Origin of the sequence: Streptomyces sp. RB17, from assembly GCF_009604455.1 — a bacterium.
Lineage (GTDB): Bacteria > Actinomycetota > Actinomycetes > Streptomycetales > Streptomycetaceae > Streptomyces.
Genome location: NZ_WEGL01000002.1, coordinates 402,469 through 425,406 on the forward strand (window position 1 = coordinate 402,469; position 22,938 = coordinate 425,406).

At 70.3% G+C, this 22,938-nt stretch carries 22 protein-coding genes and 2 pseudogenes; 16 read left to right on the forward strand and 8 right to left on the reverse strand.

What is annotated here, in order from left to right; genetic code table 11:
• Positions 1-6 precede the first annotated feature (6 nt).
• Entirely contained in the window at positions 7-978 is a 972-nt protein-coding gene (locus SRB17_RS08740) for an antibiotic biosynthesis monooxygenase (RefSeq protein ID WP_153536476.1), read from the forward strand.
• Positions 979-1,077: 99 nt separating this feature from the next.
• Here the strand turns inward: SRB17_RS08740 and SRB17_RS08745 are convergent, their stop codons facing one another.
• Positions 1,078-1,905 carry a 3-hydroxybutyrate dehydrogenase gene (locus SRB17_RS08745; protein WP_153536478.1) on the reverse strand — a complete coding sequence of 276 codons (828 nt, stop codon included), beginning with the start codon at positions 1,903-1,905 and terminating at the stop codon, positions 1,078-1,080.
• A gap of 441 nt (positions 1,906-2,346) precedes the next feature.
• Between SRB17_RS08745 and SRB17_RS08750 the strand changes: the two genes are divergently transcribed.
• Positions 2,347-3,813, forward strand: coding sequence for an alpha/beta hydrolase family esterase (locus tag SRB17_RS08750; RefSeq protein WP_153536480.1), 1,467 nt, complete (start codon positions 2,347-2,349; stop codon positions 3,811-3,813).
• Between the two features lie 316 nt (positions 3,814-4,129).
• Positions 4,130-4,594, forward strand: a pseudogene (locus SRB17_RS08755) (alpha/beta hydrolase); the annotation flags it as partial.
• 149 nt (positions 4,595-4,743) lie between these two features.
• On the opposite strand, the gene SRB17_RS08760 reads toward SRB17_RS08755, so the two are convergent.
• Complete coding sequence (locus tag SRB17_RS08760; RefSeq protein WP_323375202.1) at positions 4,744-4,896, reverse strand: IclR family transcriptional regulator domain-containing protein; 153 nt, start codon at positions 4,894-4,896, stop codon at positions 4,744-4,746.
• A gap of 34 nt (positions 4,897-4,930) precedes the next feature.
• Here SRB17_RS08760 and SRB17_RS08765 point away from each other — a divergent pair.
• From SRB17_RS08765 to SRB17_RS08780, 4 genes and pseudogenes are all read left to right on the forward strand, one after another.
• Positions 4,931-5,356, forward strand: a pseudogene (locus SRB17_RS08765) (cupin); the annotation flags it as partial.
• Positions 5,357-5,358: 2 nt separating this feature from the next.
• Positions 5,359-6,183 (forward strand): fumarylacetoacetate hydrolase family protein, encoded by an 825-nt coding sequence (locus tag SRB17_RS08770; protein WP_153536482.1) that lies wholly within the window; start codon positions 5,359-5,361, stop codon positions 6,181-6,183.
• Positions 6,180-6,812, forward strand: a complete 633-nt coding sequence (locus tag SRB17_RS08775; RefSeq protein ID WP_153536484.1) for a maleylpyruvate isomerase family mycothiol-dependent enzyme — start codon at positions 6,180-6,182, stop codon at positions 6,810-6,812. The genes SRB17_RS08770 and SRB17_RS08775 overlap by 4 nt, the downstream gene beginning before the upstream one ends.
• Positions 6,813-6,823: 11 nt before the next feature.
• Positions 6,824-8,104 (forward strand): FAD-dependent oxidoreductase, encoded by a 1,281-nt coding sequence (locus SRB17_RS08780; protein ID WP_153536486.1) that lies wholly within the window; start codon positions 6,824-6,826, stop codon positions 8,102-8,104.
• A 106-nt stretch (positions 8,105-8,210) separates the two neighbouring features.
• On the opposite strand, the gene katG is transcribed toward SRB17_RS08780, so the two are convergent.
• From katG to SRB17_RS46045, 3 genes are all read right to left on the reverse strand, one after another.
• Entirely contained in the window at positions 8,211-10,403 is a 2,193-nt protein-coding gene (gene katG, locus SRB17_RS08785) for a catalase/peroxidase HPI (protein WP_153536488.1), read from the reverse strand.
• Positions 10,404-10,718: 315 nt separating this feature from the next.
• Positions 10,719-10,844 carry a hypothetical protein gene (locus SRB17_RS47530; protein WP_267133417.1) on the reverse strand — a complete coding sequence of 42 codons (126 nt, stop codon included), beginning with the start codon at positions 10,842-10,844 and terminating at the stop codon, positions 10,719-10,721.
• Between the two features lie 8 nt (positions 10,845-10,852).
• A complete protein-coding gene (locus SRB17_RS46045; protein WP_228395929.1) occupies positions 10,853-11,059 on the reverse strand; it encodes a hypothetical protein in 207 nt (68 codons plus the stop codon).
• A 304-nt stretch (positions 11,060-11,363) separates the two neighbouring features.
• Between SRB17_RS46045 and SRB17_RS08795 the strand changes: the two genes are divergently transcribed.
• Positions 11,364-12,779, forward strand: a complete 1,416-nt coding sequence (locus SRB17_RS08795) for a DEAD/DEAH box helicase (protein WP_153536493.1) — start codon at positions 11,364-11,366, stop codon at positions 12,777-12,779.
• Positions 12,780-12,991: 212 nt separating this feature from the next.
• Positions 12,992-13,234 carry a DUF5302 domain-containing protein gene (locus SRB17_RS08800; RefSeq protein ID WP_153536495.1) on the forward strand — a complete coding sequence of 81 codons (243 nt, stop codon included), beginning with the start codon at positions 12,992-12,994 and terminating at the stop codon, positions 13,232-13,234.
• A 575-nt stretch (positions 13,235-13,809) separates the two neighbouring features.
• Here SRB17_RS08800 and SRB17_RS08805 read toward each other — a convergent pair.
• From SRB17_RS08805 to SRB17_RS08815, 3 genes are read right to left on the reverse strand one after another with little or no spacing between them, the layout of a single operon-like run.
• A complete protein-coding gene (locus SRB17_RS08805; RefSeq protein ID WP_416237034.1) occupies positions 13,810-14,469 on the reverse strand; it encodes a TetR/AcrR family transcriptional regulator in 660 nt (219 codons plus the stop codon).
• Positions 14,470-14,495: 26 nt separating this feature from the next.
• A complete protein-coding gene (gene paaK / locus SRB17_RS08810) occupies positions 14,496-15,842 on the reverse strand; it encodes a phenylacetate--CoA ligase PaaK (RefSeq protein ID WP_153536497.1) in 1,347 nt (448 codons plus the stop codon).
• The gene (locus SRB17_RS08815; RefSeq protein ID WP_153536499.1) at positions 15,839-16,144 is read right to left on the reverse strand and encodes a hypothetical protein; all 306 of its coding nucleotides are present in this window, start codon (positions 16,142-16,144) and stop codon (positions 15,839-15,841) included. Before SRB17_RS08815 ends, paaK begins: the two co-directional genes overlap by 4 nt.
• A gap of 84 nt (positions 16,145-16,228) precedes the next feature.
• Between SRB17_RS08815 and paaN the strand changes: the two genes are divergently transcribed.
• From paaN to paaB, 7 genes are all read left to right on the forward strand, one after another.
• On the forward strand, positions 16,229-17,938 hold the full coding sequence (gene paaN, locus SRB17_RS08820; RefSeq protein WP_153536501.1) for a phenylacetic acid degradation protein PaaN: 1,710 nt from the start codon (positions 16,229-16,231) through the stop codon (positions 17,936-17,938).
• Complete coding sequence (locus SRB17_RS08825; protein WP_153536503.1) at positions 17,938-19,161, forward strand: thiolase family protein; 1,224 nt, start codon at positions 17,938-17,940, stop codon at positions 19,159-19,161. Before paaN ends, SRB17_RS08825 begins: the two co-directional genes overlap by 1 nt.
• Before the next feature lie 5 nt (positions 19,162-19,166).
• Positions 19,167-19,907 (forward strand): enoyl-CoA hydratase/isomerase family protein, encoded by a 741-nt coding sequence (locus SRB17_RS08830; protein WP_153536505.1) that lies wholly within the window; start codon positions 19,167-19,169, stop codon positions 19,905-19,907.
• A complete protein-coding gene (locus SRB17_RS08835; RefSeq protein ID WP_153536507.1) occupies positions 19,904-20,767 on the forward strand; it encodes a 3-hydroxyacyl-CoA dehydrogenase family protein in 864 nt (287 codons plus the stop codon). The genes SRB17_RS08830 and SRB17_RS08835 overlap by 4 nt, the downstream gene beginning before the upstream one ends.
• Positions 20,758-21,576: an enoyl-CoA hydratase/isomerase family protein gene (locus tag SRB17_RS08840; protein ID WP_153536509.1), complete on the forward strand. Its 819-nt coding sequence runs from the start codon at positions 20,758-20,760 to the stop codon at positions 21,574-21,576. Before SRB17_RS08835 ends, SRB17_RS08840 begins: the two co-directional genes overlap by 10 nt.
• A gap of 82 nt (positions 21,577-21,658) precedes the next feature.
• Positions 21,659-22,645: a 1,2-phenylacetyl-CoA epoxidase subunit PaaA gene (paaA, locus tag SRB17_RS08845; RefSeq protein ID WP_153536511.1), complete on the forward strand. Its 987-nt coding sequence runs from the start codon at positions 21,659-21,661 to the stop codon at positions 22,643-22,645.
• On the forward strand, positions 22,642-22,935 hold the full coding sequence (paaB, locus tag SRB17_RS08850; protein WP_153536513.1) for a 1,2-phenylacetyl-CoA epoxidase subunit PaaB: 294 nt from the start codon (positions 22,642-22,644) through the stop codon (positions 22,933-22,935). The genes paaA and paaB overlap by 4 nt, the downstream gene beginning before the upstream one ends.
• The last annotated feature ends 3 nt before the right edge of the window (positions 22,936-22,938 follow it).

Here is a 22,938-nt window from a genome sequence, read left to right on the forward strand (position 1 = left end):
GCCATCATGAACACCGAAAAGAACGTAGCCGCCGCGGCGACGGCGATCATCGGCCAGAAGGTCCATCCCGGCATGGACCAGGAGTTCGAGAAGTGGCAGGAGGACCTCAACGCCGCGGCCGCCTACTACCCCGGCTTCCTCGGCGCCGAGATCTCCCCGCCGACCCCGCTGCAACCCGACTGGGTCGTCGTGTACCGGTTCGATTCGATACCGCATCTGCAGGCGTGGATCAACAGCGCGACCAGACAGACGTATCTCGACGTCGGCGCCAAGTACTTCGACGGTCCGGCGACCCAGCAGGTGGTCAGCAGCGGCACCCAGTCACTGGATCCGCTGGTCACCGTGGTGGTCACCCACCACGTCCCCCCGAACCAGGTCGACGACTTCCTTGTCTGGCAGCACCACATGGTCCAGGAGGAGAGCAAGTTCGAGGGGTTTCGCGGGACCGAGCTCTTCCGCCCCATCGAGGGGCTGCAGGAGGAATGGACCACGCTGTACCGCTACGACAGCGCCGAGCACCTCGACGCCTGGCTGACGTCGCCCCGACGGCAGGAGATGCTGGCCGAGGGCGAGAAGTTCAGCGACTTCAAACTGCGTACGATCGACAACTCGTTCGGCAGCTGGTTCGCCTTCGCGGGCGACGGCAGGGAGGCACCGCCGCCGCCCTCCGTGACCAGGACCTCTCTCGCCGTCTGGGTCGGCCTGTACCCGACGGTCGTGCTGCTGACGCTCGCTCTGTCCCCGCTGCACATGCGGCTCTGGGCCGGCTTGCTCGTGGGCAACCTGCTGTCGAGTTTCATCATGAGCTTCCTGACCATGCCCTACTACGTGAACCCGCTGCTCGGGCGCTGGCTGCGGCCCCCTCCGGACGAACCGGCAAGGGCACACCTCCGTGGCCTCGGCGTCGTCGTGGTGGCGCTGGCCTTCTGGGCCGTCGTCTTCTACCTCGTCACCGTCCGGTTCTGGACGCTGCCCTGACCGGCGACGGCAGTGTTGAGCGGCGCGGATGTGGTTCCGGCCGGCCGCAGCCGGCCGGAACCGGCAACAGCCGGCCGGTGACCCTGATCTGATGTACCGTCAGTGAGCCGTCCAGCCGCCGTCCAGCGGAATCGAGCTGCCGGTGATGTAGCCGCTGCGTCCGGTGCACAGCCACAGGGCCGCCTCTGCGACCTCGGCCGGCTCGATCAGGCGCTTGATCGCAGTGCGGTCCAGGAACACCTGGTCCATCACGTCCGCCGGCGGGATGCCGTGGGCGAGCGCCTGGTGGGCGATCTGCTCCTCCACCAGCGGCGTGCGCACATAGCCGGGGTTGATGCAGTTGCTGGTCACGCCGTGCGCGGCGCCCTCCAGGGCGACCACCTTGCTCAAGCCCTCGAGCGCGTGCTTCGCCGCCACGTACGCCGATTTGTAGGCGCTGGCCCTGAGTCCGTGCACCGAGGAGATGTTGACGACCCTGCCCCAGGCCTGCGCGTACATGTGGGGCAGGGTGCGGCGCAGGATACGGAACGGCGCCTCCACCATGACCCGCTGGATCAGGGCGAACCGCTCCGGGGGGAACTCGTGTACGGGGGCGACGTGCTGCAGACCCGCGTTGTTGACCACGATGTCGGCGTCGTCCGGCAGCGCGTCCACGGCGTCGGCCTCGGAGAGGTCCGCCACGACGGCGATGCCACCGATCGCCTCGGCCACCTCCTTGGCGGCCTCGGCGGCCCGGTCCACCACGTAGACCTCGGCACCGGCCGCTGCGAAGCCCTCGGCACAGGCTCGGCCGATCCCGCTCGCCGCACCGGTGACGAGAACCTTGCGGCCGGCGAGAAACCGGGTCGAGGCCAGACCGGGCGCGGTGGTGTCACCGGGCCCGGGATGCTGGGGCGAGCCCTCGTCGGAGCTCTTGGTGCTGTCCATGTCCGAACACGCTAGGTAGGAACCAGGAGGTGAGACACGTGGGTCGGCGACATATTTTCCAAGCATGAGATGGGTTCGGCCACCATGTGTCGGCGGTCGGCGGGTGCTGCGGCGCGCCCTGCCCGCCCGGAACACCCGGTCAGCGCGGGGTGCGCCGGCCCGCACGGTGCGTCGTATGTCACAGCGCCACCGCCGACACCATGGGTGTACGAGCCACGCCGGGCACCGCAGTCCTGGATGTCCCTCACATGTCGCCGGTGGGCCGGCCGGTCGTACGGTCCGCTTCCAGCAAGCCGGTACGACAGTGGGCCGGGTGCGGCCGGGTGCCGCGCAGGCCGGCCGAAGGGACGGGCGCGGGGCGGAGCCGGGCGGGGTGGGACCGCCGGGCGGCGCGCCGCGCCCGCGTCCCCCTCCCTCCCCACCACTCATCGGAGTCGCACCATGCTTCACTCCTCCTGGCGCGGATTCTTCCGGCGCACCGCACTGGCCGCCGCACTGGGCGCCTTCGCCGCGGGCCTGACCGTCGTCACACCCCTCGCGACGAACGCGGCGGCCGCCGGCACCCTCCAGCAGGTCACCAACTTCGGCTCGAACCCCGGCAACCTGGCGATGTACGAGTACGCCCCGTCCAACCTGCCCGCCGACGCCCCGCTGGTGGTGGCTCTGCACGGGTGCACCCAGTCGGCGAGCGACTACCACACGCACTCCGGCTGGCAGAAGTTCGCCGACCAGTGGGGCTTCGCCGTCGTCTACCCGCAGACCAGCTCGGCCAACAACAGCCTGTCCTGCTTCAGCTGGTTCGACTCGACCAAGGACACCCGGGGCAAGGGCGAGGCGGCCTCGATCAAGCAGATGGTCGACACCGCCGTGGCGCAGTACGGCTCGGACCGCAGCCGCATCTTCGTCACCGGCCTGTCCGCCGGCGGCGGCATGACCGCGGACCTGCTCGCCGACTACCCGGACGTCTTCGCCGGCGGCTCCGTCGACTCGGGCCTCCCCGCGCAGTGCGCCACCACGCAGACCGCCGCCTCCGGATGCCAGTACAGCAACCAGAACCTCACCCCGACGCAGTGGGGCGACAAGGTCCGCAACTCCTACCCGGGGTACTCGGGCCCGTGGCCGCGGGTCGCCGTCTGGCAGGGAACGTCCGACACCACCGTCGCCCCGGTCAACGGCACCGAGTTGCGCGACCAGTGGACCGACGTCTGGGGCATCGGCCAGACGGCCTCCAGCACCCAGAACCTGACCGGCGGCACCACCGAGAGCATCTACAACGACAGCACCGGCAAGCCCGCCGTCGCCCTGTTCTCGGTGTCCGGCATGGCGCACGGCCTGGCCGTGAACCCCGGTTCGGGCGCCGACCAGTGCGGCAGCACGGGGACCTACTACCTCAACTACATCTGCTCCAGCTACTACACCGCGAAGTTCTGGGGCCTGGACGGCAGCGGCGGCCAGGGCGGCACCGGTTCCCTGCCCGCCCCGTCCGGCCTCACGGTGACCGGCACCACCGACACCGGCGCCTCGCTGTCGTGGAACTCCGTCAGCGGCGCCGCGTCGTACAACGTCTACCGCGCCGGCACGAAGGTCGGCTCCGCGTCGGGGACCACGTACACCGACACCGGCCTGTCCGCCGGCACCTCCTACAGCTACACCGTCGCCGCGGTCGATTCCTCCGGCGCCGTCGGCGCGTCGTCCGCGCCGGTCACGGCGACGACGACAGGCTCGGCGCCCAAGTGCTACACCGACAACAACTACAACCAGGTGCAGGCCGGACGCGCCCACCAGAGCGGCGGCTACACCTATGCCAACGGCTCCGGCCAGAACATGGGCCTGTACAACGTCGCCGTCACCCACACACTGAAGGAGACCTCCCCGGGCTACTTCGTCATCGCCGACTCCGGCTGCTGAACCGGCGAGATCCACCACGCCTGCGCCGGGTATGGACCAGCCCGGCGCGGCGACACCGGACGGCGGCTCCGGCTTCGCCGACTCGCCGTGCGCCCCGTGGGCACGGTGCCGGCGGCCGCTCGATCGGCGGGTCAGGACGCCAGGCGACGGGTGGTCGGCGGCGAAGGGGCGTCCGGCGACCAGTTCGGACTCGCGTCCGTCCGGTCCGACGGGCGCGTCGGCGATCGGAGTGACCCGGTGCAGACGCCGTTCGACGTCCAGAGGTCCAGGTCGCGCGGGGCGAGGTGAGCGGTGGCACGGTTGCCCAGAAGGCGACGTGTACCTCGATGCGATGGTCCCGCAGCACGGCGAGACCGCCGTCGACGTCCAACCCATGACCCAGGACCACCTGATCGACCTGGCCGCGAAGTCCGGCAGGGGCCGGCGCATTCCGCCGCTGCCCGAGATGCCCGCGCCCCTTGGCCTGTTCGGGGTCACCGACCCAGCCGACGTCGCATGGCTGCGGGCCGTGCTCTCGGATCAGCCGGTGCGCTGCCTGCAGCAACCGGTCCGGCTGGACAACCCGGCCGTGAACGCGATCCCGCGCACGCACATCCACTGTGCCGGCGTGGAGCAGGAGGGCATCGTACGGCGGCCCGTTCCCGCGACACAGCCCAATGGCTCTCCGGCCCAGGTGCGGGAACTGCCGACCGGGGACGACCGCATGATCACCATGCCGGCAGAACTGAGCGCACTACTGCTCGAACTCGCCCTTCAGCTGCCACGGGTGCAGGTGTGGTAGCCGCTTGTGCAGCGCAGCAGGTACACGTCCTTCGTGGCCCCGGGCTTCTCCTCACATCGCGCCATCCCCTCGCGCAGCGGGTGCGGCAGAGAAACCTCCCTGAACTCACCTGCTTCACGATGCCTCGGCCTCGCCCGCTCGTGCGTGGCTCAGTGCTGCTCGGCCAGGTCCTTCTCCAGCGCGTGCGCCGCGGCGTCCAGGGAGGCGACCAGGGACTGGAGGCGGTGCGGGTCGTAGCGCACGCTGGGCATCGACACCGACAGGCCGGCCAGCGCGGTGCCGTCCCGGTCACGCACCAGCACGCCGACTGCGATGAGACCGCGCTCCGATCGCTGCAAGTGGGAGTACACCAACGCCGCCCTGAGCGACCAACTCCTGATGGAGAAGGAGGGTTTCGGCGGTACCGTCGAGCCCGGCCACGCCGCGGTGCGCTACTCCAACCCGTACGACGGCTCCGACGTCCTGCCGACCATCCGCGCCGAGTTCCACCGCATCGCCCGCGGCGCCGAGACCGCGCCGGTGCGCGAGACCGGTTCGTCGGTCTGCCAGGTCTTCGACGGCTCCGGCACCGTCACGGTCGGGGAGAAGTCCTGGTCCGTGACGCGCGGCGACATGTTCGTCGTCCCGTCCTGGGCGCCGTTCTCCGCGAAGTCCGAGGCCGGCGCCACCGACTCCGACGAGGGCGCCCTGGACCTGTTCCGCTTCTCCGACGCGCCCGTCTTCGAGGCGCTCAAGCTCAACCGCACCCAGAAGGACGCCTGACCATGAAGCTCGCCACCATCCGCACCGCCGACGGGACCCGGGCGGTCCGCCTCGACGGCGAGGTCCTCGTCGACCTCGGGTACTCCGACCTGGGCGAGCTGTTCGCCGAGGCCGACTGGCGGTCCAAGGCCGCCGCCTCCGGTACCACCTACCCGGTCCAGGGTGCGGGCTTCGCGCCGGTCGTCCCCAACCCGTCCAAGGTCGTCTGCGTCGGCCACAACTACACCAACCACATCAAGGAGATGGGCCGGGAGCTGCCGGACCACCCGACTCTCTTCCCGAAGTTCGCCGAGACGCTGCTGGGCGCGGGCGACGACATCGTCAAGCCGGCGGAGACCGACGCGCTCGACTGGGAGGCCGAGCTGGCCGTCGTGATCGGCGAGCAGGTGCGCCGCGCCGACGAGCAGCAGGCCGCGGACGCCATCGCCGGCTTCACCGTCATGAACGACATCTCGGTGCGCGACTGGCAGTTCCGCACCATCGAGTGGACGCAGGGCAAGATCTGGGAGGCCTCCACCCCGGTCGGCCCCTATGTCGTCACCCCTGACGAGGCCGGCGGCGTCCGGCCCGCGCTGGAGGTCAGGACGGTCGTCGACGGTCAGGTCATGCAGCGGGACGACACCGGCACGCTCCTGTTCGACCCGGTCTTCCTGGTGCGGTACATCTCCACCGTCATCACCCTGCGTCCGGGCGACATCATCGCCACCGGCACCCCGGCCGGCGTCGGCAACGCCCGCAAGCCGCAGGTCTTCCTCAGCCCCGGCCAGACCGTGGTCACCGAGATCAGCGGCCTCGGCGCCTGCACCAACAAGGTGGTCGAGGCATGACGGACCGCACACGGACGTTCGCCGACGCGTGCGAGTGGGCCCGTACGGGCACCAAGCTGCTGCTCGACGCCGTCGCGGGCCTCGACATGGCCGGCTTCTCCGCCCCCAGCGTGCTGCCCGGGTGGACCCGCAAGCAGCTCGTGGCGCACGTCGCCGCCAACGCCGACGCGCTGTGCAACCTGGTGCACTGGGCGGCCACCGGCGAGAGGACGCCGATGTACGCCTCCCCCCAGGACCGCGCCGCCGGCATCGCCAAGGGCTCGACCCTGCCGGCCGAGGAGCTCCGCTCCTGGGTGACCGCCTCCGCGCGGGCGTTCGGCGACGGACTGAACCGGCTCACCCACCGGCAGTGGCAGCACGAGGTCGTCACCGCCCAGGGCCGTACCGTCCCCGCGACGGAGCTGCCGTGGATGCGCGCCCGCGAGGTGTGCGTCCATGCCGTCGACCTCGGCACCGGCATCACCTTCGCCGACCTCCCGAGCGGCTTCCTGACCGCCCTGGCCGACGAGATCAGCACCAGACGCGGGCTGACCGAGCTCCCCGACGGCCCTCTGCCCGAGGTCGCCGCCTGGCTGGCCGGCCGTCCCCACTCACTCGCCGACGCTCCCGAGCTCGGCCCGTGGCTGTAGAGGAGCACGTCATGTACCAACCTGATGCGATCGTCGTGGGTGGCGGCATCGGCGGCCTCGGCGCGGCGTTCTCGCTGACCCGCCAGGACACGAGCGTCCGCCTGCTGGAACGCGCCCCCGCCTTCGGCGAGGTCGGCGCGGGCATCCAGCTCGCCCCCAACTGCACCCGCATCCTCGACGACTACGGCCTCCTCGAAGAGGCCAAGAGCCTCGGCGTCGTCCCGGACGCGATGATCATGCGCGACGCCGTCGACGGCCACGAGCTGACCCGGCTCGACCTGCGGGACCTGGAAAAGCGCTACGGCTACCCGTACATGGTCATCCACCGCAGCGACCTGCACGGCCTGCTCCTGCGCGCGTGCGAGCGCGCCGGTGTGGAGCTGATCACCGACGCGCAGGTGACCTCGTACGAGAACACCGACGACGGCGCCCGCGTGACCCGCGCCTCCGGCGAGACCCATGAGGCGGGCGTCGTGATCGCGGCCGACGGACTGCACTCCGTCGCCCGCAAGCTGCTCGTCGACGACCAGCCCGTCTCGTCGGCGTACGTCGTCTACCGCGGCACCGTCCCCGCCGGGCTGCCGCGGGCGCGGTCCGTCGACCTCAGCGAGGTCGTGGTGTACGTCGGCCCCGCCTGCCACTTCGTGCACTACGGTCTGCGCGGCGGCGAGCTGCTCAACCAGGTCGCGGTCTTCGAGTCCCCCAAGGCGCTGGCCGGCCAGGAGGACTGGGGCACGCCGGACGAGCTCGACGCAGCCTTCGCCAAGACCTGCGGCTTCGTCCGGGACGGTCTGCCGTTCATGTGGCGGGACAAGTGGTGGCGGATGTTCGACCGCGACCCGATCATGAACTGGGTCCACGGCCGGATCGCGCTGCTCGGTGACTCCGCGCACCCGCCGCTGCAGTACATCGCGCAGGGCGCGATCATGGCCATCGAGGACGGCTGGGTGCTGGGCGAGCACCTTGCCCGCAACCGTGCCGAGGACGGCACGATCGACTGGGGCGCCGCCCTCGCCGCCTACGAGGCCGTCCGCCCGGAGCACTGCCGCCGCGTGGTGACCACGTCCCGCACGTGGGGCGAGCTGTGGCACCTCCAGGGTGTCGCCCGCGAGCAGCGCAATGTGCTGCTGCGCGCCCGCGACAGCTACGACTACTCGTTCGTGGACTGGCTGTACGGCCCGACCGCGCTGACCCCGGACGAGGAGCCCCCCATGTTCACGCCGGTCCCGCTCTCGTCGGCCCGCATCGGTGACCCGGAGGCCGGCGCCCTGGCCGGAGGACGCCTCCGGTGAGCGGCGCCCACCGGTGAGCCGGAATGACCGGTCCCGTGCCCGCCATGCACCTTCCGCGCTTCGCCACGTCCCGGCCGGCCGATGAGGGCCGGCCGGGAGGTCGGGCTCAGACGAGGTCGAACCGGTCGAGGTTCATCACCTTGTTCCACGCCGCCACGAAGTCACGTACGAACTTCTCTCCCGCGTCCTGGGACGCGTAGACCTCCGAGACGGCCCGGAGCTGGGAGTGCGCACCGAAGATCAGGTCGACGGCGGTGGCGGTCCACTTGACCTCGCCGGTGACGCGATCCCGGCCTTCGAACACGTTCTCGTCCGTAGCCGACGCCTTCCACTCCGTGCCCATGTCGAGCAGGTTGACGAAGAAGTCGTTGGTCAAGAGTCCCGGCCGGTGGGTGAAGACACCGTGGGGAGATCCCTTGAAGCCGGTGTTCAGGGCCCGCATGCCGCCGATCAGCACCGTCATCTCGGGAGCGGTCAGCGTCAGCAGGTTGGCGCGGTCCAGCATGAGGGTCTCCGGGGACAGCTTCTCGCCCGGCGGAAGGTAGTTGCGGAAGGCATCCGCCTTGGGCTCCAGCACGGCGAACGACGCCGCGTCGGTCTGCTCCTGCGAGGCGTCCGTACGCCCCGGTGCGAACGGAACCGTGATGTCGTAACCGGCGTTCCTCGCGGCCTGCTCGACGGCCGCGCACCCGCCGAGGACGATCAGGTCGGCGAGGGAGACCCGCGTTCCGCCGGTCTGGGAGAGGTTGAAGTCCTGCTGGATCCGCTCGAGCGTGCGCAGTACCTCGGTCACCTCGGGGAGGGCGTTGAGCTCCCAGTCCTTCTGCGGCGCGAGCCGGATTCGCGCTCCGTTCGCCCCGCCGCGCTTGTCGGTGCCGCGGAAGCTTGCCGCCGCCGCCCAGGCGGTGGTGACCAGCTGGGGGACGGAAAGGCCCGAGGCGAGGATCCTGCCCTTGAGGGCAGCGATGTCCTCGTCCCCGACCAGTTCGTGATCGACGTCGGGAACGGGGTCCTGCCACAGCTGCGGCTCGGGGATCCACGGGCCGAGGTATCGCGAGAGGGGACCCATGTCGCGGTGCAGCAGTTTGTACCACGCCTTGCCGAACGCCACTGCGAGCTCGTCCGGGTTCTCGTGGAACCTCTTCGTGATCGGGCCGTAGACCGGGTCCACCTTCAGCGCGAGGTCCGTCGTCAGCATCATGGGGGCATGCCGCTTCGACGGATCATGGGCGTCGCGTACGGCGTTCTTGGCCGCGGGATCCGAGGGGGTCCACTGGTGGGCGCCGGCGGGGCTGCTCGTCAACTCCCACTCGTACCCGTAGAGATTGTCCAGGTAGCCGTTGTCCCACTTGGTCGGCTCGGTGGTCCATGCGCCCTCCAGGCCACTGGTGAGTGTGTGGGGGCCCGTGCCGCTGCCGTATGTGTTCCGCCAGCCGAGGCCCTGCTGCTCGATGGAGGCGGCCTCGGGTTCCGGGCCGATATAACTGGCTTCGACCGCGCCGTGACACTTGCCGAAGGTGTGGCCGCCGATGATGAGTGCGACCGTCTCCTCGTCATTCATCGCCATGCGCCCGAACGTCTCCCGAACGTCCCGGGCGGCAGCCATCGGGTCCGGGTTTCCGTTGGGTCCCTCCGGATTGACGTAGATCAGTCCCATCTGTACGGCGGCGAAAGGACCGGTGAGTTCCCTGTCGCCGCTGTAACGCTCATCTCCGAGCCATGTGTCCTCGGGTCCCCAGAAGATCTCCTCGGGTTCCCAGATGTCCTCTCGCCCGAAACCGAACCCGAACGTCTTGAACCCCATGGATTCCATGGCACAGTTTCCGGCAAAGACCAGCAGATCGGCCCAGGAGATTTTCCGGCCGTACTTCTGTTTGACCGGCCAGAGCAGACGGCGCGCCTTGTCCAGGCTCGCGTTGTCCGGCCAGCTGTTGAGGGGGGCGAAGCGCTGTGCGCCGCTGCCGCCACCGCCGCGGCCGTCCGCGATGCGGTACGTTCCCGCGGCATGCCAGCTCATCCGGATGAAGAGCGGCCCGTAGTGACCGTAGTCGGCGGGCCACCAGTCCTGGGATGTCGTCATCACCTCGAAGACGTCACGCTTCAGCGCGTCGACGTCGAGGGTCGCGAACTCTTTCGCGTAGTCGAAGTCCTCGTCCATCGGGTTGGATCGGGGCGAGTGCTGGTGGAGAACCTGGAGGTCCAGCTGATTCGGCCACCAGTCCCGGTTCGTCCTGGGCCGCCGAGTCGGTGTGGGCGTCGGCGAAGGGATTGCTGGATTCTCGCTTTCACTGCCGGACATGCCCGTCCTTCTTCCTGTCTCGGTGTTCCTTCTGCCGGCTGCCGCTCTTGATGTCGTCGGCTTTGCTCGTGCCGAGCACGTCTCCCCAGCCAATCAGCGCCCCATAGCGCCCAACCCGGCTGGGAAAAGTCCTGTGCCGCGTCCATATAATCGCGCACCGCAGACCACACCTCTATGAAACACGCAGAGCACCCCCGCATGACAGACGTGAAAGGTGGGACGGCCTTTCTGCTCCCGTGTGTGTGCTGTTCCACTGGATGCAGGCGGTCAGCGAGGTGAGCGGTGCGCCGAGTGACCGTTCGCGTTCGGGATCGCTCAGGACTGGGCGAACCGCGGGCGGCGGCCGTCGGAGAAGGCGGCCGGCCGCAGCACGGTGGGCGACTTGGTGCGCAGGAGCGCGACGACCCGCCGTACCTCCGCGGCGAGGTCCGCGTCGGGCACGGCGCGGTTCACCAGGTCCCGGGCCCGCGCCTGGGCGGCGTCGAACGGGCGTGGCCGTGCACCCTCGCCACCACCGGCACCGGGCACGCCCGGATCTGCCGCGGGATCGCGTGCGGGCACTCCGTGGCCGCCACCAGTTCCGCCTCCGTCATGCCCTTGACGTGCTCCTGCTCCGACCACTTCAGGTCGTGGCCGGCGGGGAACGCCCGTCCCACGCCTCGGCTGCGCCGCCCGGCGCCTCGCTCGGAAGGGCCTCGGACTGCGTGGCCGCCCGAACCCGCACCGATCAGGTGGTGGGAAGACGGGCGCCCTGCTGCAATCACTCGCTCTCCTGTGTGCGGTGGCCACCGACCGATACCGGTCCGGTGAGACAGGAACTCGCGCACTGCGCCGTAGGTGTTAGTGTCATGCGTTTGCGTGGTCGTCGCGGTGGGCGATTCTGCCTGTTCGTCCCCTTGTGCGTGGGCTGTTCAATCCTGCCGGGCCTTCCTCGGTACATTCCTCTGCGGAAGGCTGTTCATGAAGCATCCCGATGACTCCGGCATCGCTCACGGCGGTCCCGCCCAGCCCGAGGCCACGACCCCGGCGCTGCCCCCGGCCGTCTCCTTCGCCGGTCTGAAACTGCCGGTGGAGGTGCTGCGGACACTGAGCGGCCTCGGGTTGCGCGAACCCTTTCCGATCCAGGCCGCCACGCTGCCCGATGCACTGGAGGGGCGCGATGTCCTGGGGCGCGGGCGCACCGGATCGGGCAAGACGCTCGCCTTCGGCCTGCCGCTGCTGTCCCGTACGGCTGGGCGGCGCGCCGAACCGAAGCAGCCCCTCGCTCTGATCCTTGTGCCCACCCGGGAGCTGGCCCAACAGGTCACTGAGGCGCTGGCGCCGTACGCCGAGGCACTGCAGCTGCGGATGGCCACGGTCGTCGGCGGCATGTCGATCAGCCGGCAGGCCGCCGCGCTGCGCCAGGGAGCCGAGGTGGTCGTGGCCACCCCCGGACGTCTGCACGACCTGATCGAGCGCAACGCCTGCCGCCTGGGACGGGTACGCATCACCGTGCTGGACGAGGCCGACCGGATGTGCGACTTGGGGTTCCTGCCGCAGGTTGCCGACGTGCTCGACCAGGTACACCCCGACGGTCAGCGGATGCTCTTCTCGGCCACTCTCGATCGCGACGTCGATCAGCTGGTCCGTCGCTACCTCCACGAACCCGTCGTCCACTCGGTCGATCCGGCCGCAGGCACGGTCACGACGATGGAGCACCACATTCTGGTCGTCCACGGCCCCGACCGCTACGCCGTCGCCACGGAGATCGCCGCCCGCGACGGCCGCGTGCTGCTGTTCCTCGACACCAAGCACGCCGTCGACCAGCTCACCCTGCATCTGCGGGCCAACGGGGTGCACGCCGGGGCCCTGCACAGCGGCAAGTCCCAGCCACAGCGCACACGGACCCTGGCCCAGTTCAAGAACGGCCAGATCACCGTAGTGGTGGCGACCGATGTCGCGGCCCGTGGCCTGCATGTCGATGACCTCGATCTCGTGGTCAACGTCGACCCGCCCACCGACCCCAAGGACTATGTGCACCGGGCGGGCCGCACCGCCCGCGCCGGCGAGTCCGGCAGCGTGGTCACGCTCGTGCTGGCGGGCCAGCGCCGCGAGACGAGCCGAATGATGGCCGGGGCCGGCATCGAGCCGACCGTCGCCAAGGTGCGCTCGGGCGAGGCGGAGCTGAGCCGGATCACCGGCGCCAAGGCTCCCTCCGGCACCCCGCTCGACGGCGGGCCCGCCGTTCCCCGGCCCAAGAACACCAACGCCCCGTTCCGCGGTCTCGGCACCAGCAAGGACACCTCCCGCGGCGCCGGCGGCAAGTCCAGAAAGGCCGCCGAGGCCCGCAAGCTCGCCGAGGCCCGCAAGGCCGCCCTCGTGCGTCGCAACGGCTGAGAGCCGCTGCCCTGGCAGCGAGTCTCCTGGCCACGGGATCGACAGCCGTTGGCGCGGCCCGAAGCCCGTAGTGTGCCCCCACCTACGAAGCGAACGCCCTCGGCGGCGAGAGGGTTACCCGCCGAAACGGAGCAGGATGATGTTGCCGGCGCCCCGCAGCGCGCCCGGCATGACAAGCTGTGCTGGCCCACCCCCGAACCCAGGAGGTCACCATGACCGCAGAGCCCGTACCTACGGAAGGTTCGGAGCCGGCTGCCCCCGAAGCGTCCCCTCTGGAGCCGGACAGCGACGGCAACTACGACCTCAAGCGCAAGTTCCGCGAAGCCCTGGCGCGCAAGCGCGGTGCGCAGGCGGACGCCGCCGATGTCGCCGGCAACCCGGAAACGTCGAAGGTGCGTGCGGCGCACGGCCCGGCTGCGAGCCAGCGGTCGTTCAGGCGTAAGAGCGGCGGCTGAATCGATCAGTCCCGGGATCCGGCCGCTTCACCAGCACTCTGAGCGCTGACCACTCGCGCGCCCCGTGCCCGCAACGTGCGCATGTCCGTGCGCGCGTTGCGGGCGGGGCGTAGCCGGCAGCCACGCCTGGGGGGAATGGCCCAGCTGCGGTCGGCTCGGGTCGGTGGCGCCGCCGCACTGGAATCCGAACAGACGCCCTGCCGCGTCCGGGCTGCAAATGGCCGGCATGACGCCGGGCGGTGTCCCGCATTGCTGGTGTGCTCCCCGTGGCAGGGGACCTGATGTGCCGCCCGGCGTCCGCCCGGAAGGCTTGATGCGTGGCTCGACAGCTCGCTCGTGGGATGGGGAGGACCAGGTCTCCGGCGTCGGGCAGGCACTGGCGGCCGTCCTGTTGCACCCCGGCTCGGCCCTTGCCGTGGAGAGCGACATTGACCAGATCACGGTCGCCGGAGCCGACAAGAGCGGAGGGGCACTGCACGGTGCAGGGGGAGCCGGTGATCCGGGTGACCAGGACCCGTTCTCCTTGGCCTCTTGCCGTGCGGGCAGCTGTCGCGTTGAGGTGCGGCGCCCGTGGCTCAGTCCGGCACGTGGCCAGAGCGGCGTCCTGCGCCGGCGTCGGCGGCTTCCCAGTGACTCAGCCCGTCGAACAGCACGGCCGTGACGGAGTCGGCCAGCGCCGTCACGGGAAGACCTCCGTCGGGCCTGTACCACTCCACAAGGGAATTCACCGTGCCGAACAGCAGACGACTCGCCAGGTGTGGATCGATGTCGTCGCGTATGCCCCCTTCGGCCGAGGCGCGTATGACCAGGTCGGCGACCCGGTGGTCGAACTCCCTCCGCCGTGTGAGCGCGCGCCGCTCGGTGTCGCTGTTGCCGTGCACCCGCAGCAGGAGGGTGACGTACGGCAGCTCGGACGCGAGCACCTCGACGCTGCCGCGCACGACGTGCCTGAGCCGCGAGGTGGCCGACGCGTCCGGTGCCGGCGCCTCGTCCAGCACGGCGAACAGCGCGTCCAGAGCACGAGTGAGGGCGAGGGAGAGCAGTTCCTCCTTGCCGGCGACGTGGTGGTAGATGCTCGACTTGCTCAGGCCGAGGCGCCGGGCCAGCTCCTCCATGCCGGTGCCGTCGTAGCCGCGCTCGTTGAAGACCATGACCGCGACTTCCAGGAGGGAGTCACGGTCGTAGACCGCCCGCTCCCCGCGCCGTGCGGGATGTCCTATGGGGGTATTGCTCACCCCGCCCATTGTGGCAAGGAAACGGATCACGCCGTGCGCTGGTCCTTGACCCTCTTGAGCTTGCCGAGGGAGCGCTCAAGGCTCTCCGGTTCCGCAATCTCCACTGCCACGCTCACTCCGACGCCGTCCTTGACACCCCCGGCGATCGCGCGGGCGGCTGCCGCGCGCTGCTCAGGCCCCGCGCCGGGAACCGCCTCCACGCGGACGGTCATGTGATCCATCCGTCCCCGCGTGCTCAGCTGGATCTGGAAGTGCGGTGCCACGCCCGGGGTGCGCAGCACCACCTCTTCGATCTGGGTCGGGAAGACGTTCACGCCACGCAGGATGATCATGTCGTCGCAACGGCCGGTGATCTTCTCGATCCGGCGGAAGGCGGTCCGGGCGGTGCCGGGCAGCAGTCGCGTCAGGTCGCGGGTGCGGTAGCGGATGATCGGAAGCGCCTCCTTGGTGAGCGAGGTGAAGACGAGTTCACCGCTCTCGCCGTCGGCGAGGACGTCGTCCGTGAGCGGATCGACGATCTCGGGGAGGAAGTGGTCCTCCCAGACGTGCAGGCCGTCCTTGGTCTCGACGCACTCCTGGGCCACCCCGGGGCCCATCACCTCGGAGAGGCCGTAGATGTCGACGGCGTGGATGTCCATGCGCTCCTCGATCTCGCGCCGCATCTCCTCCGTCCACGGTTCGGCGCCGAAGATGCCCACCTTGAGGGAGGTGGAGCGCGGGTCCACGCCCTGGCGCTCGAACTCGTCGAGCAGGGTGAGCATGTAGGACGGGGTGACCATGATGATCTCGGGCTCGAAGTCCTGGATGATCTGCACCTGGCGGGCGGTCATGCCGCCGGAGGCGGGGATGACCGTGCATCCGGCCCGTTCGGCGCCGTAGTGGGCGCCGAGGCCGCCGGTGAACAGGCCGTAGCCGTAGGAGATGTGCACCTTGTGGCCGGGACGGCCGCCGGCTGCACGGATCGAGCGGGCGATCACGTCCGCCCACGTCGACAGGTCGTTCTCGGTGTAGCCGACGACGGTGGGGCGGCCCGTGGTGCCGCTGGAGGCGTGGATCCGGCGGACCTGGTCCATGGGCACGGCGAACATGCCGAACGGATAGGTTTCGCGCAGATCGGCCTTGGTAGTGAAGGGGAACCGGGCCAGATCCTTCAGGGTGCGGCAGTCGTCGGGCGTCACGCCGGCCTGGTCGAACGTCTTGCGGTACAGCTCGACGTTGTCGTAGGCGTGCCGAAGCGTGCGGCGCAGACGGCGCAGCTGAAGGTCTTCCACCTCCTCGCGCGACATCCGCTCCGCGTCGTCCTGCAGTTCCGTCGGCAGGGGCTCACCGCGGCGGAGGCGGACGTCCATCGGTGCGGTCGGTTCGCTGATCATTGCGGCTCCTTGGTTTCCGTGCTCCGGATGCTGCGGCTGCGGCCGCGGAACTCCGCGATCACCGTCTCGCCGCGTACGACGCTGACGTCATAGATGCCGCTGCGACCGAAGCGGGTGACCTCCCGAGCGGTGGCCGTCAGGACGTTGACCATGGACGCCGTCACGGTCATGCGCAGTACAGCGGTTCCCTCGCCATGCTCCAGCAGTTCGATACCGAGGAGGCGTGAAGCCTCGTCCGCGGCGAGCATGCGCGTCGTCGGCCCCGGCATCGTGGGCGTTGCTTCCGTCACGGTTTCCACCATCTTGTGTCCCGACCGAACATTCGGTTAGCGTGCGGCACGGTCAACAAATCAAGCCACGCCATTGCCTGTCAAGAGGTGAGCCACATGCCGAACGAAAGCCCTGCGGCGCACGACTTCTTCACTCGTCACCGTGAACTGCTGCAACGGGCGGTGAGCGCGACGGAGTCACGGGAGCACTGGACTCCTTATCCGGAGTCGCCCAGCAAGTCGGTGTACGGCGAGGACGCCGCCAAGCTGGGTGAGGCGGCCTTCCGGGAGCAGATCGGCAGGCCCTTCGACCTGCCCGGACACCCGGGGGAGGGGCGCGTGGCGCCCGAGGAGCACTCCCCGTACGGGTTCCCGCTGGGTATCAGCTACCCGCGGCTCTCGCCGACGGCGGCCGTGGCCGCCGCCAAGGCCGCCACGGCGGCCTGGCGCGCGGCCGGCCCGGACACGCGCGCCGGCGTCTGTGCGGAGATCCTGGCCCGTCTGAACGCGGCGAGCTTCGACATCGCCCACGCCGTGCAGCACACCACCGGCCAGGCGTTCGTCATGGCCTTCCAGGCAGGAGGCCCGCACGCGCAGGACAGGGGGCTCGAAGCCGTCGCCTACGCGTGGGCCGCGCAGAAGAAGCACCCGGCCGCCGCCCGCTGGAGCAAGCCCCAGCGCAAGGGCGACGCCCTCGTGCTGGACAAGACGTTCACCTCGGTGGGCCGGGGTGTCTCACTGCTCATCGCCTGCAACACCTTCCCCACCTGGAACGGCTATCCGGGCCTGTTCGCCTCGCTCGTCACCGGCAACCCCGTCGTGGTCAAGCCGCACCCGGGCGCCGTACTGCCTCTGGCGATCACGGTGCGCATCGCCCGCGAAGTGCTGGCGGAGGCGGGATTCAGCCCCGACCTCGTCCTCCTGGTCGCCGAGGCACCCGGAGGCCGGCACGCCGCCGCGCTCGCCCTGGACCCGGACGTGCGGATCGTCGACTTCACCGGTTCGACCGAGTTCGGAGACTGGCTGGAGACCAACGCCCGCCAGGCGGTCGTGTACACGGAGAAGGCCGGCCTGAACACGGTCGTTCTCGACTCCACCGACGACTACCGCGGCTTGTTGGGCAATCTCGCCTTCTCGCTGTCGCTGTACAGCGGGCAGATGTGTACCACCCCGCAGAATCTGCTGATCCCCGGCGAGGGCATGGCCACCGACCAGGGACCGCGGACGGCCGACGAGTTCGCCGCCGACCTGGCCGCAGCCTTGGACAAGCTGCTGGGCGACCCCGCGCGCGCTGCTGGCGCGCTGGGCGCGATCGTCAACAAGGGTGTGCGCGACCGGCTGACTGACGCGGCCGGTGTCGGCCGTACCGTACGCGCATCGACGTCCGTCGAACACCCGGAGTACGCCGAGGCGGACGTGCGGACGCCGCTCGTGGCGCTGCTGGACGCGGAGGCCGACCGGGAGGTGTACACCCGGGAGTGGTTCGGGCCGGTGTCGTTCGTGATCCGCACAGACTCCACCCAGCACAGCCTGGAGCTTTTCCGTGAGACGGTGCGGGCGCACGGGGCGCTGACCGCTGCGGTCCACACCACCGACGAGGAGACGCTGGCCGCCGCCGAGGAGGCCGCCCTGGAAGCCGGCGTCCACCTGTCCGAGAACCTCACCGGTCAGATCTTCGTCAACCAGTCCGCCGCCTTCAGCGACTTCCACGGCAGTGCTGCCAACCCCGCGGCCAGCGCCACCCTGTCCGATGCGGCCTTCGTCACCGGCCGCTTCTCCGTGCTGCAGTCCCGTCGTCCCGTCGCCACTGCCGAGGAGGCCGCCTGATGCCCGAAGAGGTCTACCTGATCGACGGAGCCCGCACGCCGCAGGGGCGCTACGGTGGCGCGCTGGCCTCCGTTCGCCCCGACGACCTGGCCGCCCTCGTGGTCGGCGAGTCCGTGCGCCGCTCCGGCATCCCGTCCGACGCCGTGGACGAGGTCATCCTCGGAGCGGCCAACCAGGCCGGCGAGGACAACCGCGATGTCGCCCGCATGGCACTGTTGCTGGCCGGTCTGCCGCACACGGTGCCCGGCTACACCGTCAACCGGCTGTGCGCCTCGGGCCTGACCGCTGTCGCCTCGGCAGCCCAGGCGATCCGTACCGGCGAGGCCGACGTGGTCGTGGCGGGGGGCGCGGAGTCCATGACCCGTGCACCGTGGGTGATGGAGAAGCCGGGAACTCCCTGGGCCAAGCCTGGGGAGGTGCACGACACGTCACTGGGCTGGCGGTTCACCAACCCCCGCTTCACGGCCGCCGGCCGTGCCGTGCCCGCGGGCGCCGGACCCGAGACGGTGAAGGTGACCCTGTCGATGGGCGAGACCGCGGAGGAGGTCGCGGCCCTGGACGGCATCACCCGCGCCGAGTCCGACGCCTTCGCGCTGCGCAGCCACCAGCGGGCCGTCGCCGCTCAGCAGGCGGGCAGCTTCGACCGCGAGATCGTGCCGGTCCCGGTCAAGGACGGCGAGGTCGCTCGGGACGAAGGCCCCCGTCCCACGACCACTCTGGAGAAGCTCGGCACGCTCCGCACGATCTTTCGCAAGGACGGCATCGTCACCGCCGGCTCCTCCTCGCCACTGTCCGACGGAGCCGCCGCCCTCGTCGTGGCGAGTGCTGCGGCCGTGGACCGGTACGGCCTCACTCCGCGGGCGCGCATCGTCACCTCCGCCTCGGCCGGCGTCCAGCCCCATGTCATGGGCCTCGGCCCGGTGCCCGCCACCGAGAAGGCCCTCGCCCGGGCCGGATGGCAGGCTGGGGACCTCGACGCGGTGGAGCTGAACGAGGCGTTCGCGGCCCAGGCCCTGGCGGTGATGCGCCGCCTCAAGCTCGACGAGGACAAGGTCAACGCCGATGGCGGCGCCATCGCGCTGGGTCATCCCCTCGGCTGCTCGGGCGCCCGCATCCTGCTCACCCTGCTGGGCCGCCTGGAGCGGGAGGACGCCCGCAGGGGTCTCGCGACGCTGTGTGTCGGCGTCGGCCAGGGCGTCGCCATGCTCGTGGAGCGGATGTGAACGCCATGACATGGGAGACCCTCCTGGTCGAGGAGCGCGACGACCGGGTGATGGTCACGCTGAACCGGCCCGACGCCCGCAACGCCATCAGCGGCAGGATGATCGCCGAGTTGCACGGCGTCTGTGACGAGCTGGAGCGTCGGCCGAAACTGCTGCTGCTCACCGGACATGGCCGCGTCTTCGCGGGCGGCGCCGACATCTCCGAACTGCTCAGGCGCGGCCGGGACGAAGCACTGCAGGGCATCAACAGTCGCCTGTTCGAGCGGGTGCGGCGGCTTCCGATGCCGACCGTCGCCGCGGTCGACGGCTGGGCCCTGGGCGGCGGCGCCGAACTGGCCTACGCATGCGACCTGCGCATCGCCGGACCCGACGCCGTGTTCGGCAACCCGGAGCCGGCACTCGGCATTCTCGCCGCCGCCGGCGCATGCTGGCGGCTGCCGGAGCTGGTCGGCGAGTCGGTCGCCAAGCAGGTGCTGCTCGCCGGGCGGAACCTCGACGCACGGGCGGCCCTGGCGACCGGGCTCGTCATCGACGTCGTACCGGCCGAGAAGCTGCTCGACGAGGCGCATGCCCTGCTCGACCGCATGGCGCGGTCCTCTGCCGTGGCCCTGCGCCTGACCAAGCTCGTCGTCGACTCGCCCGGCGCCCATCCGGTCGCCGACGACCTGGCCCAGGCAGTGCTGTTCGAGGGCGAAGACAAGAAGGATCGCATGATCCGCTTCCTGCAGAAGAGGAGCCGAGCATGACAACCAACGCATCCGCGCCGGCCGTGGTCGGGGTGATCGGTGGCGGCCGCATGGGCGCCGGTATCGCTCAGTCCTATGCGACCGCCGGTTCCGTCGTCACCGTGGTCGAGAGCGGCGCTGCGGCTGCGGCCGCGGCCCTGGACCGGGTGGCCGACGGGCTGAAGAGGGCCGCCGAGCGCGACCGGCTCACCGCATCACCGGACGAGATTCTGGCGCGGGTGTCCACCGTGGAGTCGGTGGACGCGCTGCCCAGCGAGGCAGACCTGGTCGTGGAGGCCGTTCCCGAGGACTCCGCGCTCAAGGCCGGTGTTGTCGCCGCCGCCGAACAGGCGGTGAACGCTACGACGGTCCTGGCGAGCAACACCAGCTCTCTCTCCGTCACCGAGCTGGCCGCCGTCCTCACCCGGCCCGGCCGCTTCCTGGGCATGCACTTCTTCAACCCGGTACCCGTGTCGGACCTGGTCGAGATCGTGCTGGCACCGGCCACAGACGCCGCCACGGTCGAGGCTGCCCTGCGGTGGACGCGCTGCCTCGGCAAGAAGGACGTCGTCGTCCATGACTCGCCCGGCTTCGCCAGCAGCCGGCTCGGCCTCGCTCTCGGGCTGGAGGCCATCCGCATGGTCGAGGACGGAGTGGCGGAACCCGAGGCCATCGATGACGCCATGCGACTCGGTTACAAGCACCCGATGGGCCCCCTCCGCCTGACCGATCTGGTCGGTTTGGACGTACGCCTGGCCATTGCGGAGCACCTCCACGCCACGCTGGGCGAACGGTTCGCTCCGCCGCGGCTGCTGCGCGAGAAGGTCGCCCAAGGCGAACTCGGCCGCAAGACCGGACAGGGGTTCTACGCATGGCGGTGACCGGTACGGCGCAGGCCGGCGAACGCACCGTCGGATACGCCCTGCGGGACGGCGTCGCCGTCATCGAACTGCGTCGGCCCTCCGCGGGCAATGCCCTCGACGCGTCCATTCGCAAGGGGCTGCTGGACGCCCTGCGGCAGGTGCGCGCCGACGGTGAACAAGTGCGCGCGGTTCTGCTGGCCGCGCAGGGCAGGCACTTCTGCGTCGGACAGGACCTCAAGGAGCACGCCCACGCCCTGGAGACCCGCCCCGAGTCGGCGTTCTCCATCGTGCGCGACGAGTACAACCCACTGGTCACGCAGATACGCGCGCTGCCGCAACCGGTGGTGGCGGCCATCGAGGGCGCCTGTGTCGGCGCGGGCCTCGGCCTGGCATTGTGCGCCGACCTGCGAGTGGCCGCTCGGGGCGCCCGCTTCGCCACCGCCTTCACCGGCATCGGCCTGGCAGCCGACAGCGGGCTGAGCGGCACGCTCGCGCAGGCCGTCGGGCCTTCACGGGCCGCAGCCCTGATGCTCCTCGGCGACCGGTTCGGCGCCGAGGAGGCCGAGCGGTGGGGCCTGCTCCACCGTGTCGTACCGGACGGCTCGGCCACGGAGCGGGGCCTCGACCTCGCACGGCACCTGGCCGACGGGCCCACCCTCGCGTACGCCGAGGTCAAGGCGTTGCTGCGAGCTGCCGCCGGCGGCGACCCGGCCGCCTTGCCGGAGGCGGAGGCCGGGGCGCAGGAGCGGCTCGGTCGGACGAAGGACCACCACGCTGCTGTCCGCGCCTTCCTCGACGGCCGGGCACCTTCCTTCAACGGGAACTGACCCCACTCCGGCTCTTGCCGGAACCCGGGGACCTCGCCATATCATCGACCGAACGAACGGTCGGTAGGGATTGGGGATACGGATGACTGAACAGCAGGCCGGCTCGTCGGCCGCACTCGATGTTCCACCCGCGCTTCAAGAGCACTTCGAGTCGACGATCGCGCGGGACCAGCGGATCGAGCCCCGTGACTGGATGCCGGACGGCTACCGGAAGACGCTCGTCCGGCAGGTGGCGCAGCATGCGCACTCCGAGATCATCGGCATGCAGCCGGAGGGCGAGTGGATCACGCGTGCGCCGTCGCTCCGTCGCAAGGCGATCCTGTTCGCCAAGGTGCAGGACGAGGCCGGCCACGGCCTGTACCTGTACTCCGCCGCCGAGACCCTCGGCGCCGACCGCGCGGACCTCACCGGGCGACTGCTCGAGGGGCGCCAGAAGTACTCGTCAATTTTCAACTACCCGACGCTGAGCTTCGCCGACGTGGGGGTGATCGGTTGGTTCGTGGACGGCGCGGCGATCTGCAACCAGGTGCCGCTGTGCCGCTCCTCCTACGGGCCGTACGCGCGCGCCATGGTGCGGATCTGCAAGGAGGAGTCGTTCCACCAGCGGCAGGGCTACGAGCTGCTGATGACGATGATGCGCGGCACCGAGGCACAGCGGGAGATGGTGCAGGACGCCGTGAACCGCTGGTGGTGGCCGTCGCTGATGATGTTCGGCCCGCCGGACGACGCATCGCCCAATTCCGCGCAGTCGATGGCCTGGAAGATCAAGCGGCACAGCAACGACGAGCTGCGCCAGCGGTTCGTGGACATGACGGTCCCGCAGGCCGAGAAGCTCGGCGTCACCCTGCCCGACCCGGAACTGCGCTGGAACGAGGAGCGCGGGCACCACGACTTCGGCACGCCGGACTGGGACGAGCTGATGCGTGTCATCAAGGGCGACGGCCCCTGCAACACGGAGCGGCTCGAGCGGCGCCGAGTCGCTCATGAAGAAGGTGCCTGGGTGCGCGAGGCGGCCGGTGTGCACGCTGCCAAGCAGGCGAACCGCGCGAACAAGGGAGCGGCGGCATGACCTCCGAGAAGCACGGCTGGCCCCTGTACGAGGTGTTCGTGCGCGGCAAGCGGGGACTCAACCACGTCCATGTCGGCTCACTGCATGCCGCCGACGACGCGATGGCGCTCACCCATGCCCGCGATCTGTACACGCGGCGCAACGAGGGCGTGAGCATCTGGGTGGTGCGCTCCGAGAACATCGCCGCGTCCACCCGCGACGAGAAGGATCCCTTCTTCGCGCCCAGCGCCGACAAGGTGTACCGGCATCCGACCTTCTACGACATCCCCGACGACGTCCCCCACATCTAGGAG